At 71.1% G+C, this 17,763-nt stretch carries 14 protein-coding genes; 10 read left to right on the top strand and 4 right to left on the bottom strand.

Going from position 1 to position 17,763, the window contains the following annotated elements; translation table 11 throughout:
• Positions 1 to 139 precede the first annotated feature (139 nt).
• Both DY245_RS26420 and DY245_RS26415 read right to left on the bottom strand, forming a co-directional pair.
• Positions 140 to 1,309 carry an NAD(P)/FAD-dependent oxidoreductase gene (locus DY245_RS26420; RefSeq protein WP_128509725.1) on the bottom strand — a complete coding sequence of 390 codons (1,170 nt, stop codon included), beginning with the start codon at positions 1,307 to 1,309 and terminating at the stop codon, positions 140 to 142.
• A complete protein-coding gene (locus DY245_RS26415; RefSeq protein ID WP_128509724.1) occupies positions 1,306 to 1,626 on the bottom strand; it encodes a bifunctional 3-phenylpropionate/cinnamic acid dioxygenase ferredoxin subunit in 321 nt (106 codons plus the stop codon). The genes DY245_RS26420 and DY245_RS26415 overlap by 4 nt, the downstream gene beginning before the upstream one ends.
• A 168-nt stretch (positions 1,627 to 1,794) precedes the next feature.
• Here DY245_RS26415 and DY245_RS26410 point away from each other — a divergent pair, with 168 nt between their 5' ends.
• The 8 genes from DY245_RS26410 to DY245_RS26375 all read left to right on the top strand — a co-directional run.
• The gene (locus DY245_RS26410; protein ID WP_181923877.1) at positions 1,795 to 2,598 is read left to right on the top strand and encodes an IclR family transcriptional regulator; all 804 of its coding nucleotides are present in this window, start codon (positions 1,795 to 1,797) and stop codon (positions 2,596 to 2,598) included.
• Positions 2,599 to 2,786: 188 nt separating this feature from the next.
• The gene (locus DY245_RS26405) at positions 2,787 to 3,872 is read left to right on the top strand and encodes an S-(hydroxymethyl)mycothiol dehydrogenase (RefSeq protein ID WP_128509723.1); all 1,086 of its coding nucleotides are present in this window, start codon (positions 2,787 to 2,789) and stop codon (positions 3,870 to 3,872) included.
• Between the two features lie 46 nt (positions 3,873 to 3,918).
• On the top strand, positions 3,919 to 6,471 hold the full coding sequence (locus tag DY245_RS26400) for a GcvT family protein (RefSeq protein ID WP_128509722.1): 2,553 nt from the start codon (positions 3,919 to 3,921) through the stop codon (positions 6,469 to 6,471).
• Between the two features lie 26 nt (positions 6,472 to 6,497).
• Entirely contained in the window at positions 6,498 to 7,658 is a 1,161-nt protein-coding gene (gene solA / locus DY245_RS26395; protein ID WP_128509721.1) for an N-methyl-L-tryptophan oxidase, read from the top strand.
• Positions 7,659 to 7,668: 10 nt separating this feature from the next.
• Positions 7,669 to 8,841 carry an aromatic ring-hydroxylating oxygenase subunit alpha gene (locus DY245_RS26390; RefSeq protein WP_128509720.1) on the top strand — a complete coding sequence of 391 codons (1,173 nt, stop codon included), beginning with the start codon at positions 7,669 to 7,671 and terminating at the stop codon, positions 8,839 to 8,841.
• Positions 8,834 to 10,300 (top strand): aldehyde dehydrogenase family protein, encoded by a 1,467-nt coding sequence (locus DY245_RS26385; protein WP_128509719.1) that lies wholly within the window; start codon positions 8,834 to 8,836, stop codon positions 10,298 to 10,300. The genes DY245_RS26390 and DY245_RS26385 overlap by 8 nt, the downstream gene beginning before the upstream one ends.
• 12 nt (positions 10,301 to 10,312) lie before the next feature.
• Positions 10,313 to 11,893 carry an APC family permease gene (locus DY245_RS26380; protein WP_128509718.1) on the top strand — a complete coding sequence of 527 codons (1,581 nt, stop codon included), beginning with the start codon at positions 10,313 to 10,315 and terminating at the stop codon, positions 11,891 to 11,893.
• Positions 11,894 to 12,030: 137 nt separating this feature from the next.
• Positions 12,031 to 13,528 (top strand): GMC family oxidoreductase (locus DY245_RS26375; RefSeq protein ID WP_244943273.1); only part of this gene is annotated, 1,498 nt, incomplete at its 5' end.
• 4 nt (positions 13,529 to 13,532) lie between these two features.
• Here the strand turns inward: DY245_RS26375 and DY245_RS26370 are convergent.
• Positions 13,533 to 15,515, bottom strand: coding sequence for a heavy metal translocating P-type ATPase (locus DY245_RS26370; RefSeq protein WP_128509717.1), 1,983 nt, complete (start codon positions 15,513 to 15,515; stop codon positions 13,533 to 13,535).
• A gap of 96 nt (positions 15,516 to 15,611) precedes the next feature.
• On the opposite strand from DY245_RS26370, the gene DY245_RS26365 reads away from it, so the two are divergent.
• Both DY245_RS26365 and DY245_RS26360 read left to right on the top strand, forming a co-directional pair.
• A complete protein-coding gene (locus tag DY245_RS26365) occupies positions 15,612 to 15,992 on the top strand; it encodes an ArsR/SmtB family transcription factor (RefSeq protein WP_128509716.1) in 381 nt (126 codons plus the stop codon).
• Positions 15,993 to 16,061: 69 nt separating this feature from the next.
• On the top strand, positions 16,062 to 16,688 hold the full coding sequence (locus DY245_RS26360; protein WP_128509726.1) for a GntR family transcriptional regulator: 627 nt from the start codon (positions 16,062 to 16,064) through the stop codon (positions 16,686 to 16,688).
• A 13-nt stretch (positions 16,689 to 16,701) separates the two neighbouring features.
• On the opposite strand, the gene DY245_RS26355 is transcribed toward DY245_RS26360, so the two are convergent.
• Positions 16,702 to 17,496: a carbon-nitrogen hydrolase family protein gene (locus DY245_RS26355; RefSeq protein WP_128509715.1), complete on the bottom strand. Its 795-nt coding sequence runs from the start codon at positions 17,494 to 17,496 to the stop codon at positions 16,702 to 16,704.
• Positions 17,497 to 17,763: the final 267 nt, after the last annotated feature.

The following is a 17,763-nucleotide window of genomic DNA, read 5'->3' as shown; positions in this document are numbered from 1 at the left end:
TTCGAGGGTGGACTGCTGGCGGTGCAGCTCGGCGTCGAGGGCGGCGGCGACATCGGGGTCGAGCTCATGGAGGGAGCTGTTCACAAGCGATGGGGAGCTGTCGAGAAGCGACATGGGGCGGCGCCTTCCTGGGCGGAGGTCAGGTGGTGGCCGGCTGGGTGGCGCGGGCGAGTTCGCGGCGGAGCCGCATGAAGGGGCGCGGGCGGTTGAGGGCGAGCACCGCGGTGGTGTGCCCGTCGCGTTCGTAGCAGGCGAGGAAGGAGCGGTCGTCGGGGGAGCCTTCGACGATGCGCGGGGTGTCGGTGGGCAGCCGCCGGCCGGCGAACTGGATCCGTACGCCGTACTGGTCGGACCAGAAGTACGGCAGGCTCCGGTGGCGGGCGACGGTGCTGCCCGCGAGGAGGTTCTGGGCGGCGACGGCGGCCTGTTCGGTGGCGCTGGTCCAGTGCTCGGTGCGGCTGCCGTCCACCCGGGCGACATCGCCGACGGCCACGATCTGCGGCAGCGGGGTGACACCGCCCGCATCGCAGCGCACACCGTCGTCGAGCGGCAGCCCGGAGCCTTCGAGCCAGGCGGTATGGGGGCGTACGCCGATGCCGATGACGACCACATCGGCGGGGAGCAGCCGGCCGTCGGTCAGCTCGACTCCGGTGACACGGTTCTCGCCGCCGCCGCTGTGCAGGCGGGCGACGCCGGTTCCGGTGATCAGGGCGACGCCGTGGTCCGCATGCAGGGCGGAGCAGATCCGGGCCATCGCGTCGCCGAGTTGGGGGACGAGGGGGAGCGGTGCGGCCTCGACGACGGTGACGTCATGGCCGAGGCCGGCGCAGGAGGAGGCGACCTCGGCGCCGATGAAGCCGCCGCCGATCACCACGACCCTGGCCGGGCCCCGGGCCAGATCCGCGCGCAGTGCCTGGGCGTCGTCGAGGGTGCGCAGGGTATGCGCTCCGGTGGGTGGTGTGCCGGGGAGGCGGCGCGGGGTGGCGCCGGTGGCGATGACCAGGCCGTCGGTGGTCAGGGACCGGCCGCCGTCGAGGAGCACCGTGCGCCCGCCGGTGTCGAGCCCGGTGGCCCGGGTGCCCAGCAGCCATTCGGCGTCGAGTTCGGCGATCTCCTCGGCGTCGGCCAGGGCGAGTTGGTCCTGGCCGGTGGTGCCGGTGAGGAAGTCCTTGGACAGCGGCGGGCGGTCGTAGGGGCGGTGCCGCTCGTCCCCGACGATCACCAGGCGGCCGTCGAACCCCTGGGCGCGCAGGGCCCGCGCGGTGTACAGACCCGCCAGCGAGGCCCCGATGACAGCGACCGACTTCATGCGGCGGTGCCCTCCTCGGCGGCGTGGTGGACGTAGATCATGCCGTTCTCGATGGTCACCGGGTGGGTGCGCACGGCCCGGCGAGCGGGCAGACAGGTCGGCGCTCCGGTGCGGAGATCGAATGAAGCGGCGTGCAGCGGGCATTCGACCAGACACCCCTCCAGCCAGCCGTCCGACAGCGAGGCGTCCTGGTGGGTGCAGGTGTCGTCGATGGCGTACAGCTCCCCGTCGGCGTTGAAGACGGCGATCGGAGGTGCGGTGTCGATGCGTACGGACTCGCCTGCGGGCAGGTCGGCAAGATGGCAGACAGGAATCACAGGACCCCCCTGTTACTGTTCGGTATCATCGAGTTTCGCGTGGCGCACGATGAAGCGCTATGCGCAACAGAATCCCGACGGGGGGCTTGTGCGTCAAGCGATCCCGGGAAATGCCGACCCTTCACATCCCGACCCGCGTTCGGGCAGCCAGGTGGTGAGATCCAGCAGATGACGGACATGGTGGAGGGGCAGACGGCCGGCAAGCCGGCGAAAGGGCCGGTCAGCGCCGTGCAGTCGGTGGACCGGGCGGTGACCGTCCTGGAGATCCTCGCCCGGCTCGGTGAGGCGGGTGTGACCGAGGTCGCCGATGAGCTGGGCGTGCACAAGTCGACCGCGTTCCGGCTGCTGGGCGTGCTGGAGAGCCGCGGACTGGTCGGCCAGGAGCAGGAGCGCGGCAAGTACTACCTCGGGGCGGGGGTGCTGCGGCTGGCCGGTGCGGCGGCCGTGCGGCTGGACATCTCCCAGGAAGGCGCGGCGGTCTGCCGGCAGCTGGCCGACGAGCTGGGGGAGACGGTCAATATCGCGGTGCTGGAGAGCGATGCCGCCGTGAACATCATGCAGGCCCGCGGCCCCGCTTCGGTCACCGCGCAGAACTGGCTCGGCCGGCGCACCCCGCTGCATGCCACCTCCAGCGGCAAGGCGCTGCTCGCCCATCAGCCCAGCCCGGTCCAGGACGCCGTCCTCGCCCGGAAGTTGCCGCGGCTCACCGAGCGGACGGTCACCTCGGCCACCGCGCTGCGCCGTGAGCTCGCCGAGGTGGTCGAGCAGGGTTTCGCGGTGGCGGTCGAGGAGCTGGAGCTCGGTCTGCGCGCGGTCGCGGCGCCGGTGCGGGCGCACGACGGCTCGGTGATCGGCGCGATCAGCGTGTCCGTGCCCGCCTACCGGCTGGACGAGGAGCGGCTGCCCGAGGTGGTCAAGGGCACCGTTTCCGCAGCTGAGGAGCTCTCCCGGCGGATGGGGTACGCCTGCTGAACGGCTGACGGGCGCGGGTGCGGATGCGGGGTCGGACTTCTGGGTCCGGCCCCGCTGTCCTGTCCGGGGACGTAACAAGTCCTTTACCAAGAGCTAGCTCGTACCTCTTGACGCTGCCGACACGGCGTTCCCACTATGTCTCTCATCGCGCAACCAGTCGTGCACTGCGCAACACTGAGGGGTAGGGCATGCCACACGAAGTTCATGCCGTCGTCGCGGCGAAACAAGGCGCACCGGTCGAGCTGCAGACGATCCTGGTGCCGGACCCCGGCCCGGGAGAAGTACTCGTCGCCGTGCAGGCCTGCGGCGTCTGCCACACCGATCTGCACTACCGGGACGGTGCGATCAACGACGAATTCCCCTTTCTGCTCGGCCATGAGGCGGCCGGCGTCATCGAATCCGTCGGCCCCGGTGTCACCGATCTTGCCCCTGGCGATTACGTCGTACTCGCCTGGCGGGCGCCCTGTGGCAGCTGTCGCTCCTGTCGCCGCGGACGGCCCTGGTACTGCTTCGACTCCCGCAACGCCGCCCAGCCGATGACCCTGTTGGACGGCACCCCGCTCGCCCCCGCGCTCGGCATCGGCGCCTTCGCCGAGAAGACCCTGGTCGCCGCCGGGCAGGCGGTGAAGGTCGACCCCGCGGCCCGCCCGGAAGCGGCCGGCCTCATCGGCTGCGGAGTGATGGCGGGATACGGCGCCGCCGTGCACACCGGCGGCGTGGGCAGCGGTGACACCGTCGCCGTCATCGGCTGCGGCGGGGTCGGCAACGCGGCGATCGCCGGCGCCTCGATCGCCGGCGCGCGCCGGGTCATCGCGGTCGACATCGACGACAGAAAGCTGGACGGCGCCACCCGGTTCGGCGCCACCCACACCGTCAACTCCCGTGGTACGGACCCCATCGAGGCCGTACGGGAACTCACCGGCGGCAACGGCGCCGATGTCGTCATCGACGCGGTCGGCCGCCCCGAGACCTACCGGCAGGGCTTCTACATGCGGGATCTGGCCGGGACCCTGGTCCAGGTCGGCGTCCCCGACCCGGACATGCGCATCGACCTGCCGCTCATCGACCTGTTCTCGCGCGGCGGCGCCCTGAAGTCCTCCTGGTACGGCGACTGCCTGCCCAGCCGCGACTTCCCCGTCCTCATCGACCGCTACCTCAGCGGCCGGCTCGACCTCGACGGATTCGTCACCGAGACGATCGCCCTGGACGAGGTGGAGTCCGCTTTCGACAAGATGCGCGACGGCCAGGTACTGCGCTCCGTCGTGGTCCTGTAACGGCGTTACACCCCAGTCGACCACCCCGACCAGCAGGAGGAGGGGCATGTCCCGTACGCCCGCACACCGTTCCCGAGTGGTTGTCATCGGCGCCGGCATCGTCGGCTGTTCCCTGGCCGACGAGCTGACCGCCCGCGGCTGGACCGACGTCACCGTCCTCGAACAGGGCCCGCTGCCGGCCCCCGGCGGCTCCACCTCGCACGCACCGGGCCTGGTCTTCCAGACCGGCCCGTCCAAGACCATGACCGAGTTCGCCGCCTACACCGTGCAGAAGTTCAGCTCCCTGGAAGTGGACGGACTGCCCTGCTTCAACCCGGTCGGCGGCCTGGAAGTCGCCACCACCGCGGCCCGCTGGGCCGATCTGCACCGCAAGGCCGGACTCGCCGCCTCCTGGGGCGTACGCGGCGAACTGCTCACCCCGCAGCAGTGCAAGCAACTGTGGCCGATGCTGGACGAGACCAAGCTCCACGGCGGCTTCCACACCGCCGACGACGGCCTGGCCCGCGCCCTGCCCGCCTGTCGCGCCCAGATGGAGCGGGCCGAGGGGAGGGGGGCGCGCTTCCTGGAGCGGCACACCGTCACCGGCATCGAGCGGGAGGACGGCCACGTCACCGGCGTCGTCACCGACCGCGGCACCTTCCCCGCCGACCATGTGGTCTCCGCCGCCGGCTTCTGGGGACCGGTGATCGGCGCCATGGCCGGGGTGGACGTACCGCTGCTCCCGCTGGCTCACCAGTACGCCACCACCGAGCCGCTGCCCGAGCTCGCCGGCGTCAACGATCCGCATGGGGGCACCTCCGGCGCATGGGGGTCCCCCCGTGCGAGCGAAGCCGAGCTTGGGGGAGAAGCCGAGAGCTTGGGGGAGGAGGCGAGCAAGCCGATCCTGCGCTTCCAGGACCGCGACCTCTACTTCCGTGAACACGCCGACCGGATCGGGATCGGCTCGTACGCCCACCGTCCGATGCCCGTCGACCCCTTCACCGTCCCCGCCTACGACGAAGCGCCCGTCATGCCGTCCTCGCTGCCCTTCACCGAGGACGACTTCGCCCCGAGCTGGCAGGACAGTGTCGGACTGCTGCCCGCACTGGGCGAGAGCCGGGTGGCCGAGGGCTTCAACGGCGTCTTCTCCTTCACCCCCGACGGAATGCCGGTCCTCGGCGAATCCCGCGAGCTGCGCGGATTCTGGCTCGCCGAGGCGGTCTGGGTCACCCACTCCGCGGGCGTCGCCCGGGCCGTCGCCGAGTGGATGACGGACGGCCGGCCCGCCATTGACATCCACGAGTGCGACCTCTACCGCTTCGAGGACGCCCAGCGCTCGCCCGCCTACATCGAAGACCGCGGCGCCCAGAACTTCGTCGAGGTCTATGACGTCATCCACCCGCTGCAACCCATGGAGCAGCCACGGCCGCTGCGCACCAGCCCCTTCTACGCACGCCAGCAGGAGCTCGGCGCGTACTTCCTGGAGGGCGGCGGCTGGGAGCGCCCGCACTGGTACGAGGCCAACGCCCCGCTCGCCGACGGGCTCGAACTCCCCGAACGGGACGCCTGGTCCGCCCGCTACTGGTCGCCGATCGCCGCGGCCGAGGCCCGGGCCACCCGCGAGAAGGTCGCCCTCTACGACATGACCCCGCTGCGCAGGCTGGAGGTCACCGGCCCGGGCGCGCTGGACTTCCTGCACCGTATGACCACCAACAACCTCCGCAAGAAGCCCGGCGCGGTCACCTACACCCTGCTCCTGGACGAAACCGGCGGCATCCGCTCCGATCTCACGGTCGCCCGCCTGGCCCCCGACCGCTTCCAGCTCGGCGCCAACTCCCCGGCCGACCTCGACTGGCTGCTGCGGCACGCGCCCGATGATGTCCAGGTCCGCGACATCACCTCCGGCACCTGTTGTATCGGCGTCTGGGGCCCGCTCGCCCGCGATCTCGTCCAGCCGCTCACCCGCGACGACTTCTCGCACGAGGGCTTCGGCTACTTCCGTGCGAAGCAGACCCATCTGGGCCATGTGCCGGTGACGGCGATGCGTCTGTCGTACGTCGGTGAGCTGGGCTGGGAGCTGTACACCACCGCCGACCTGGGGCTGCGGCTCTGGGACACACTGTGGGAGGCGGGCCGCGAGCACGGAGTGATCGCAGCCGGTCGCTCGGCCTTCAACAGCCTGCGCCTGGAAAAGGGTTACCGCGCCTGGGGCGTCGACATGACCGCCGAGCACAACCCGTACGAGGCGGGAGTCGGATTCGCGGTCCGCACGGACAAGGAGTTCGTGGGACGGGCCGCACTCGAAGGAAACGAGACCCCGACGCGCAAGCTGACCGCGCTCCTGCTCGACGACCCCGCCGCCAATGTCCTCGGCAAGGAGCCCGTGTACGCCCCCACTCTCGACACCGCTCCTGCCGGAGGTGCCTCCTTCGGAGCCCCGGCGGGCTATGTGACCAGCGCCTCGTACGGCTACACGCTGGGCCGGTGCATCGCCTACGCCTGGCTGCCGCCGCTCGCCACCGGCACCGGCGTGCACATCGATTACTTCGGCGAGAAGGTCCCGGCGACCGTCGCCGACGAGCCGCTCTTCGACCCGAAGATGACCCGCATCCGCCGATAGCACGACAGACCCGCCAGGAGGTCCCTGTGTCCCCCTCTTACGACGTCATCGTTCTCGGCCTCGGCGGCATGGGCAGCGCCGCCGCCCACCACCTCGCCGCCCGCGGCGCCCGGGTCCTGGGCCTGGAGAAGTTCGGCCCGGTGCACAACCGCGGCTCCAGCCACGGCGGTTCGCGCATCACCCGCCAGTCCTACTTCGAGGACCCCGCCTACGTACCGCTGCTGCTGCGCTCGTACGAGCTGTACGAGAAGCTGGAGCGGGACACCGGCCGTGAGATCGCCACGCTCTGCGGCGGGGTGATGATCGGCCGGCCCGACAGCCGTACCGTCAGCGGCAGTCTGCAATCCGCCCGGCAGTGGGACCTCCCGCACGAGATGCTCGACGCCAGGGAGATCCGCCGCCGGTTCCCGACCCTCACCCCCGCCGACGACGAGGTCGCGCTCTACGAGGCGCGGGCCGGTCTGGTCCGGCCGGAGTACACCGTCGCCGCCCATGTCCAGCTCGCCACCCAGGACGGCGCCGAGCTGCACTTCGAGGAGCCGGTCACCCGCTGGGAGGAGCTGCCCGGCGGCTCCGGCGTCCGCGTCCACACCCCCGAAAACACCTATACCGCAGGCCAGTTGGTGATCTGCCCGGGCGCCTGGGCGCCCCAGCTGCTCACCGACCTGGGCGTGCCGTTCACTATCGAACGACAGGTCATGTACTGGTTCGCGCCCGAGGGCGGCACCGCGCCCTTCGTCCCCGAGCAGCACCCGATCTACATCTGGGAGGACGACCGGGGCGTCCAGATCTACGGCTTCCCGTCGATCGACGGCCCCGACGGCGGCGCCAAGGTCGCGTTCTTCCGCAAGGGCACCGTCTGCACACCGGAGACCATCGAACGCACCGTGCACGACCACGAGGTACGCGCCATGGCCGACCAGCTCGGCCCCCGTATCCCCGCCCTGCCCGGCCGCTTCATCAAGGCCGCCACCTGCATGTACTCCAACACGCCCGACGAGCACTTCGTGATCACCCGGCACCCGGCGCACCCGGAGACCGTGACCGTCGCCTGCGGGTTCTCCGGACACGGCTTCAAGTTCGTACCGGTGGTCGGCGAGATCGTCGCCGACCTCGCGCTGACCGGCGCCACCGCGCACCCCATCGAGCTGTTCGACCCCCGCAGGCCCGCCGCCGCGGCCGCTTGAGGAGACCGCCATGACGACCACACCCACCGAGTCCTCGCCGACGGCAGCCACCGCGCCCGCGGCCGGCAGCTCCCCGAGCCTGATCGCCACCCTCGCCGGCCACTACTACACCGACCCCGAGATCTTCCGCCAGGAGCAGGAGAAGATCTTCGAGCGTCTGTGGTTCTGCGCGGTCCGCAGCGCCGACCTGGAGAAGCCCGGAGCCTTCCGTACCGTACGCATCGGCCGGGAGAGCGTACTGATCACCCGCAACCGCGCCGGTGAGCTGCGCGCCTTCCTGAACATCTGCCGGCACCGCGGCGCGCAGCTGTGCACCGAGGAGTCCGGCGAGGTCCGCCGCAACCTCCAGTGCCCCTACCACGCCTGGACCTACGACCTCGACGGCCGCCTGGTGGCCGCGCCCAACCTGCAGAAGATGCCGGACATCGACCGCACCGAGCGCGGTCTGGTCACCCTCCCGCTCCGCGAGTGGCTCGGCTACGCCTGGGTGTGCCTGGCCGACGAGCCGCCGTCCTTCGAGGACACCGTGATCGGCGCGGCCGTGGAGCGGCTGGGGGATCCGGCCGCCATCGACCGCTACCGCACCGAAGGGCTCGCCCTCGGCAAGCGCATCACCTACGACGTGCACGCCAACTGGAAGCTCATCATCGAGAACTTCATGGAGTGCTACCACTGCGCCACCATCCACCCCGAACTCACCGATGTGCTCCCGGAGTTCGCCGACGGCTTCGCCGCCCAGTACTACGTCGGCCATGGCGCGGCCTTCGCCGAGGAGGCCGCGGGATTCACCGTCGACGGCACCGAGGGCTTCGGCCGGCTCCCCGGCATCGAGGACACCCAGGACCGCCGCTACTACGCGATGACCATCCGGCCGCAGGTGTTCGTCAACCTGGTCCCCGACCATGTCATCGTCCACCGGATGTTCCCGATGGCCGCCAACCGCACCGTCGTCGAATGCGACTGGCTGTATCTGCCCGAGGTCGTCGACTCCGGCGCCGATGTCTCCAAGTCCGTCGAGCTCTTCCACCGGGTCAACGCCCAGGACTTCGACGCCTGCGAGCGCACCCAGCCGGCCATGCACTCCCGCGCCTACCGCGACGGCGGGGTGCTCGTGCCCAGCGAGCACCACATCGGCGCCTTCCACCACTGGGTCACCGACTGCCTGGAGGGCGAGCGTGCCTGATCTGTTCATCGACGGCCGCTGGCGCGCCGCGCTCAGCGAGCGGACCCGCGAGATCCGCTGCCCCGCCGACGGCAGCCTGGTCGCCGTCGTCGACGAGGCCGGCGGCAAGGACGCCCTGGACGCGGTCGCCGCCGCCCGGCGCGCCTTCGACGAGGGCCCCTGGCCGCACACCCCGGACGCCGAGCGCGGCGATCTGCTGCTGCGCGTCGCCGCTCTCCTCCTGCGTGACAAGGCGGCGCTGGCCCGCGCCGAATCCCTCGACACCGGCAAACGCCTCGTCGAGAGCGAGGCCGATATCGACGACATCGCCGCCTGCTTCCGCTACTTCGGGCGCCTCGCCGGCACCGAGGACGGCCGGGTGGTCGACCCGGGCGCGCCCGGTATCGACAGCCGTATCGTCCATGAACCGATCGGGGTCTGCGCCCTGATCACCCCCTGGAACTATCCGCTGCTCCAGACCGCGTGGAAGGTCGCCCCGGCGCTGGCCGCCGGCAACACCTTCGTCCTCAAGCCCAGCGAACTCACCCCGCACACCGCCATCGCCCTGATCCGGCTGCTCCAGGAGGCCGGGCTGCCGGACGGTGTGGCCAACCTGGTCCTGGGCGCCGGACCGGAGGCCGGCGCCCCGCTCGCCGACCACCCGGACGTGGACATGGTCTCCTTCACCGGCGGGCTGCTCACCGGCCGGCGGATCATGGCGGCCGCGGCCGGTACCGTCAAACGCGTCGCCCTCGAACTCGGCGGCAAGAACCCCAATATCGTCTTCGCGGACGCCGACTTCGAGACCGCCGTCGATCATGCGCTGACCGCCGTCTTCCTGCACTCCGGCCAGGTCTGCTCGGCGGGCGCCCGACTCCTGGTCGAGGACGCGCTGCACGACCGCTTCGTCGACGAGATCGTGCGCCGTGCCCGGCTCATCCGGCTCGGCGGCCCCTTCGACGAGCACGCCCGCACCGGCCCGCTGATCTCGGCCGCGCACCGCGCCAAGGTCGAGGCGTATGTCGCGGCCGGGCTCGCCGAGGGCGCCGTACTGCGCTGCGGCGGCGCCCGCCCCGACGACCCCGAACTCGCCGACGGCTACTACTACTTGCCCACCGTGCTCGACGACTGCCACGCCACCATGTCCGTGGTACGCGACGAGTCCTTCGGCCCGGTCCTGACCGTCGAGCGCTTCACCGACGAGGACGAAGCGGTACGGCTCGCCAACGACACCGTCTACGGGCTGGCCGGCGCCGTTTGGACCACCGACCAGGCCAGGGCCGAGCGGGTCTCGGCCGCGCTGCGCCTGGGCACTGTATGGATCAACGACTACCACCCCTATCTGCCACAGGCGGAATGGGGCGGTTTCAAACAGTCCGGGACCGGCCGGGAACTCGGACCCAGCGGTCTGGCGGAGTACCGCGAGATCAAACACATCTGGCGCAACACCGCCCCCACGCCGCTGCACTGGTTCGACTGAGGAGGAACGCTCGTGAAGGCAACCGACGAAGCGCCATCGCAGGACGACACGGAACTCGCCGAATTCGGCTACCGCCCCGAACTCAAGCGAACCCTCGGCAATTTCCATACCTTTGCCGCCGGCATCAGCTATATCTCCATCCTCACCGGCACCTTTCAACTCTTCTACTTCGGCTACGGGATCGGCGGCCCCGCCTACTGGTGGTCCTGGCCGATGGTCTTCGTCGGCCAGCTGATGATCGCGCTGTCCTTCGCCGAGCTGGCGGCCCGCCACCCCGTCGCCGGCTCCGTCTACAACTGGGCCAAGAAACTCGGCAATCCGCACATCGGCTGGCTGGCCGGCTGGATGATGCTGGTCGCCTCGATCGTCTCGCTCTCGGCGGTGGCGCTCGCCTACCAGCTGACCCTGCCGAAGATCTCCGCGGCCTTCCAGTTCATCGGCGACGGCACCGGGATGTACGACACCGCGACCAACGGTGTGCTGCTGGCCGCGGTCCTGATCCTGTTCACCACCCTGGTCAACGCCTTCGGCGTCAAGCTGATGGCCCGGATCAACACCGCGGGCGTCTTCATCGAGCTGCTCGCCACCGTCGCCCTGATCGTGCTGTTCGCGGTCCATGTGGTGCGCGGCCCGGACGTGGTGCTCCAGACCCACCACGCGGGCGCCGGCCAGAACGTGGGCTACCTGGGCGCCTTCCTCACCGCGTCACTGGCCTCCGCCTACGTCATGTACGGCTTCGACACCGCGGCCTCGCTCGGCGAGGAGTGCCTGGACCCCTCGCGCAACGCGCCCCGCGCCATCCTCCGGGCACTGATCGCCTCGTTCGTGCTCGGCGGGCTGATCCTGCTGCTCGCCCTGATGAGCGTGAGCAGCCTGAACGGTAAGGGGCTGAGCACCGACGGGCTGCAGTACGTCGTGCTGGACGTGCTCGGCGACACCGGCGGCAAGGCCATGCTGTGGTGCGTACTGATCGCGGTCACCGTGTGCGCGCTGGCCGTGCACACCGCCGCCATCCGGCTCGCGTTCGCCATGTCCCGCGACAACAACCTGCCCGCCGCATCGCTGATGGCCAAGGTCAGCCCGCGCTTCCAGACCCCCGTACTCCCCGCGGTGATCGTCGGTGTGCTCTCGCTCGGCGTCCTGGTCATCAACATCCGCCAGCCGCAGATCTTCTCGGTGGTGACCAGCATCGGCATCATCATGATCTACCTGGCCTATCTGCTGGTCACCGGGCCGATGCTGGTGGCCAGGCTGCGCGGCAGATGGGTGCCGGCCGGCGGCGGCAGATTCACGCTGGGCCGCTGGGGCCTGCCGGTCAATGTCCTTGCCGTCCTCTGGGGCGCCGGCATGATCGTCAACCTCGCCTGGCCCCGGGACGCGGTCTACAACGCCATTCCGCCGCACCACTGGTATCTGCGCTGGGGAGCGGTGCTGTTCGTCGGCGCCGTCGCGCTGGGCGGCTTCGCCTACTACTGGTTCATCCAGCGCCATCGCACCGGTGTGCTCGCCGAACACGCCGCGCCGCAGGCCACCACCGCCTCCGAAGCCACCGCCGACACCGATACCCCCGTCACCGTCCCGGCGAACGACTGACCCGCAAGGAGGACAACTCCCCATGCTCACTGAAGAGTTCGACTATGTGATCGTCGGCGGCGGAACCGCGGGGAACGTCGTGGCCGCCCGGCTCAGCGAGGACCCCGCCGTCACCGTATGCGTCCTGGAGGCCGGGNGGCCGCCCGGCTCAGCGAGGACCCCGCCGTCACCGTATGCGTCCTGGAGGCCGGGCCCTCCGACGTCGGCGACGACAATGTGCTGCGTCTGGACCGCTGGATGGGCCTGCTGGAGTCCGGCTACGACTGGGACTACCCCGTCGAGCCGCAGGAGAACGGCAACAGCTTCATGCGGCACGCCCGCGCCAAGGTCCTCGGCGGATGCTCCTCGCACAACTCCTGTATCGCCTTCTGGGCGCCGGCCGAGGACCTCGACGCCTGGGAGGCCGGCGGCTGTACGGGCTGGAGCGCGGCCGACTGCTTCCCGCTCTACCGGCGGCTGGAGAGCAACGACGCCCCCGGCGACCACCACGGCCGCAGCGGCCCGGTCACCCTGCGCACCATCAAGGGCGAGGACCCCTGCGGTACGGCCCTGCTGGCGGCCTGCGCCCAGCACGGCATCCCCACCACGCCGTTCAACACCGGCACCACCGTGATCCGCGGCGCCAACTGGTTCCAGATCAACTCGGACGAGAACAACACCCGCCAGTCCTCGTCCGTGGCGTATCTGCACCCGATCATGGGCAAGCGGCCCAACTTGGAGGTCCGTACCGGAGTACGCGCCAAGCGCCTGCTGATCGACGCCGACCGTCGCTGCACCGGGGCCGAATATCTCGACCCGGATCTGATCCACACCCGTACGGTGACCTCCCGCCGCGAAACCATCGTCTCCTGCGGCTCGATCGACACCCCCAAGCTGCTGATGCTCTCCGGCATCGGCCCCGCCGAGCAGCTGCGCGAGGTCGGCGTGGAGGTGGTCGTCAACTCCCCGGGCGTCGGCGAGAACCTCCAGGACCACCCCGAGGGCGTCATCATGTGGGAGGCACAACAGCCCATGGTGACCACCTCCAACCAGTGGTGGGAGATCGGCATCTTCGCCGACACCGAACCCGGCCTGGACCGCCCGGATCTGATGTTCCACTACGGCTCCGTGCCCTTCGACATGAACACCGCCCGGTACGGCTATCCGACCTCCGAGAACGCCTTCTGCCTCACCCCGAACGTCACCCGGGCCCGCTCCCGCGGCACGGTCCGGCTGCGCACCCGCGACTTCCGCGACAAGCCGAAGGTCGACCCGCGCTACTTCACCCATGAACACGACATCCGCGTGATGACCCACGGCCTCCGGCTCGCCCGCGAGATCGCCGCGCAGCCCGCGCTCTCCGCCTGGGCCGGCGCGGAACTCGCCCCCGGCCCGGACGTCCGCACCGACGACGAGCTGCTCGACTACATCCGCACCACCCACAACACCGTCTACCACCCTTCCTCGACGGTGAAGATGGGCGCTGACGACGACGCCCTCGCGCCGCTGGACGCCCGGCTGCGGGTCAAGGGCATCGCGGGCCTACGGGTCGCCGACGGTTCGGTGATGCCGGAGCTGGTCACCGTCAACCCGTGCATCACCACCATGATGATCGGCGAGAAGTGCGCCGACCTGCTCCGGGAGGATGCGGGGTGAGGCGCTAAGGGGTGTCCGGTGTCGCTGCCGCCCGGCGCCAGGCCGTATCGCGCAGCAGGCGCAGGCCGTTGAGGCCGACGAGGACGGTGGAGCCTTCGTGGCCGAGGACGCCCAGTGGCAGCGGGAGATCTCCGAGCAGGTCCCACAGGACCAGGCCGGAGATGAACGCTCCCGCGAGAAACAGGTTCTGGGTGACCAGGCGCCGGGCCGCCCGGGACAGGGTGATCACGGCGGGGACGGTGGCGAGTTCGTCCCGGACGATGACCGCGTCGGCGGTTTCCAGGGCGAGGTCGGAGCCGGCCCGGCCCATGGCGATGCCGGTGTGCGCGGCGGCGAGTGCCGGGGCGTCGTTCACCCCGTCACCGACGACCAGCACCCGGCGCCCGGCCGTCTCCTGCTCGCGTACCGCGCCGACCTTGTCCTGCGGCAGCAGCCCGGCCCGCACGTCGGTGATACCGACCTCCGTGGCGAGCCGGGCGGCGGCGCGCGGATTGTCGCCGGTCACCAGCATCGGCGCCCGGCCGGTCAGCGTCCGGAGGGCGGCGACGGTGGCCGCGGCGCCGGGGCGCAGCCGGTCGGCGATGCCCAGCACCCCGGCCGGCGCCCCGTCCCGCAGGACGAGGACGGCGGTCTGCCCGCCGTCCTCCAGCTCGGTGACGAGCGCGCCGATCTCCGCGGCGGCCGGATGGCCGGCGGGCAGCAGCCGGGCCGGCGCCCCCACGTCGATCCTGGTGGCGCCCACGGTGGCCCGTACGCCGGTGCCGGGCGAGGCGGCGAACTCCTCGGCGGCGGGCAGGAACAGGCCGCGGGCGCGCGCGGCGGCCACGATGGCGCGGGCCAGCGGGTGTTCGCTGGGGTGCTCGGCCGCGGCCGCCCAGGTCAGCAGGGACTCCTCGTCCCGGTCCGCGCCCGGCAGCGGTCGGACCGCGGTGACCTGCGGAGCACCTTCGGTCAGGGTGCCGGTCTTGTCGAGCGCGACGGTGTCCACCTGGCCGAGGCGCTCCATGACCACGGCGGATTTGACCAGCACGCCGTGCCGCCCGGCGTTGGCGATGGCCGACAGCAGCGGCGGCATGGTCGCCAGCACCACCGCGCACGGCGAGGCGACAATCATGAACGTCATCGCCCGCAGCAGGGAGCGGGTCAGCTCCGCGCCGAACAGGAGCGGGATCACGAAGACGGCGAGGGTGACGGCCACCATGCCGACCGCATAGCGCTGTTCGACCTTCTCGATGAACAGCTGGGTCGGCGCCTTGGTCCCGGACGCCTCGGCGACCATGGCCACGATCCGCGCGATGACGGATTCCCCGGCGTCCCGCTCGACCTCGATCCGTAGCGCGCCGGTGCCGTTGAGGGTGCCGGCGAACACCTCGTCGCCCGGTTCCTTGGCCACCGGCAGGGGCTCGCCGGTGATGGTGGCCTGGTCGACATCGCTGGTCCCGGCCAGTACGCGGCCGTCGGCGCCGACCCGCTCGCCGGGGCGGACGAGAACGATGTCGCCCACGACGAGGTCCGCGGTGGCCACGCACTGCTCGCTGCCGTCGTCGGCCAGCCGGGTCGCGGTGCTCGGCGCGAGATCGAGCAGACCGCGCACCGAGTCCTGGGTGCGGGCGGTGGCCAGCGCCTCCAGGGCGCCGGAGCCGGCGAAGATGACGATCAGCAGCGCGCCGTCCATCACCTGCCCGATCGCGGCCGCCCCGATCGCGGCGACGATCATCAGCAGATCGACGTCGAGGGTGCGCTCCGTCAGCGCCCGCAGCCCGGAGCAGGCCGGCTCCCAACCGCCCGTCACATACGCCAGCGCGTAGAGCGGTCCCCAGGCCCACGCCGGTGCGCCGGTGAGCTGCAAGGGCAGCGCGATGAGGAACGCCAGGGTGGCCAGGGCCGCCCATCGGGCCTCGGCCAGCGCGAGGACACGGGTGCGCCGGGGGACGCCGGGGCGGGCCGTGGGTGCCTGTGGTGGACGCAGCAGTACGGCAGAAGGCATGACAGAACAACCCTTCACGGGCGGGGGTTCGGCAACGCCCTCACCGTACAGGAACAAATGAAGAGGTCTTCATCTGTCATCGCTAGGATGGCCCTTATGGGCCACGGAATGGATGACCGCAGCACGACCACCCGCGAGCGCCTGGATGCCGTGGGGGCCGCCGATGTCGCCGCGACCCTTCAAGCCCTGTCCACGCCCTCCCGGCTGCGCATCCTCGCCCGTCTCCAGGAAGGTCCCTGCGCGGTCAGCGACCTCGCCGCCGCCGTCGGTATGGAACAGTCCGCCTGCTCCCATCAGCTCCGGCTGCTGCGCAATCTCGGCCTGGTCTCCGGCGAGCGCAACGGCCGCTCGATCGTCTACGCCCTCTACGACCACCATGTCGCCGAGCTGCTGGACCAGGCGCTCTTCCATGTCGAACATCTGCGTCTGGGGCTGCGTGACACCCCGTCAGGAGTGGCGGACGCCGCGCGCCGTTGACGGTCGCCCACCGTGTAGCCTGCGCATACAGGTTGTATGCAGTTTTCACTGAGTGGGGGAGAGCGGGCGATGCAGTCGGGGCGCGAGAAGGCTTACGCGTATCTCAAGGACAGCGTGCTGACCGACCCGGAGATGCAGGACCGGTTCCTGTCCGAGCAGGAGATCGCGGACCGGATCGGCGTCTCCCGCACCCCGATCCGCGAGGCCCTGCTGCTGCTCGCCGCCGAGGACCTGGTGCGGCTGGTGCCCAAGCGCGGGGCGCATATCGCCCCGCTGTCCGGCCGGGAGATCGGCGAGCTGATGGAGATGCGCGGTCTGATCGAGCGCTTCGCCGCGGAGCGGACGACCGACCGGGGCACCGCACCCGTCGAGGAGATGGCCGAGATCCTGGCCGAGCAGAACGCCCTGCGCGGCGAGGACACCGTCAAGGATTTCCTCGCCGCCGACCACCGCTTCCACGCCACCCTCGTCGCCGCCGTCGGCAACTCGCTGATGAGCCGTCAGTACGACGCCCTGCGCAGCCGTCAGATCAGGGCCGGCGGGTGTGCGCTCCACCGCTCGGGCAACCGCCAGGACGAGGCGCTCGCCGAACACCGGAAGATCCTCGACGGCTTGGTCGCCGGGGACGCCGCGGCCGCCTGTGCGGCCATCGACAGCCACATCCAGGCGACCCGGCGCATCCTCCTGGCGGCCTGACCGCCGAACGGCCTTACAGGCGGCGGTTGTCCAGCACCGCCACCGCCCGCCGTACGCGATCGGTCTCCTCGGTGTCCACGTCGGCCACCAGCAGCTCCGTCGCGCTGCCCAGTTGGGCGCGCACGGTCCCGTCGGGGCCGATCAGCGCGCTGTGCCCGACGCCGGTCGGCGCCTGGGTGGGCACCTCCGGATCGGCCTGCGGATCCGGGGCGGCCTGGTCGACGGCCGCGAGCCAGACCGTCGCGTCCAGGGCGCGGGCCCGCACCAACAGGTCCCACTGTGCGCGCTTGCCCGGTCCCGCGGCCCAAGCGGCGGGCAGTACGGATACCGTCGCCCCCGCGTCGGCGTGCGCCCGGAACAGCTCGGGGAACCGCAGGTCGTAACAGGTCGCCAGACCCACCCGGACCCCGTCGACATCGATGGTCACCACCCGGCTGCCCGGGGCGACCGTGTCGGACTCCCGGAACCCGAACGCGTCATACAGATGGATCTTGTCGTAGGAGTCCTCGACCTCGGGGCCGGTCGCCAGCAAGGTGTTGGCCACCCGCCCCTCGGCCGCCGGGGTGAACATGCCCGCCACCACCGTCACCCCCGTCTCCCGGGCAACGGATCGCACGCCCTCGGCCCAGGGCCCGTCCAGCGGCTCGGCCACCGTCCCGAGCGGCGCCCCGAACCGCACCATGGCCGCCTCGGGAAGCACCGCCAGCCGCGCCCCCTCGCGCGCCGCACGACGGACGTGGTCCTGTACCGCCGCGAGGTTCTCCTTCGGATCGGTCGATGCCGTCATCTGGCACAGCGCGATACGCATGCGGATCTCTCTTCTCTCTTCTCTCGTGCTTCTGTTGTGCCGATCTTCCCTTGCGCCGGTCTTCTTGTGCGGCGGTTGCCGCCTTACGTGTCCCGGTCCGGTCCTGTCCGGTCCCTGTCCTGGGCCGGTCCGCCCTACGAGCCGGACGCGCCCGAAGCCATCCTCTCCGCCGGACTCCCGGCTGCCCGCCGACGGGGACAGCCCGGCCCGCGGGGTGCGGGCCGGGCTGTCGTGGGCTGCCGGTCGGGCCTTCGCGGCTCCCGGTGC

The organism is Streptomyces inhibens, from assembly GCF_003389455.1.
GTDB lineage: Bacteria > Actinomycetota > Actinomycetes > Streptomycetales > Streptomycetaceae > Streptomyces > Streptomyces inhibens.
This window is presented reverse-complemented; position numbering and strand designations above follow the sequence as displayed.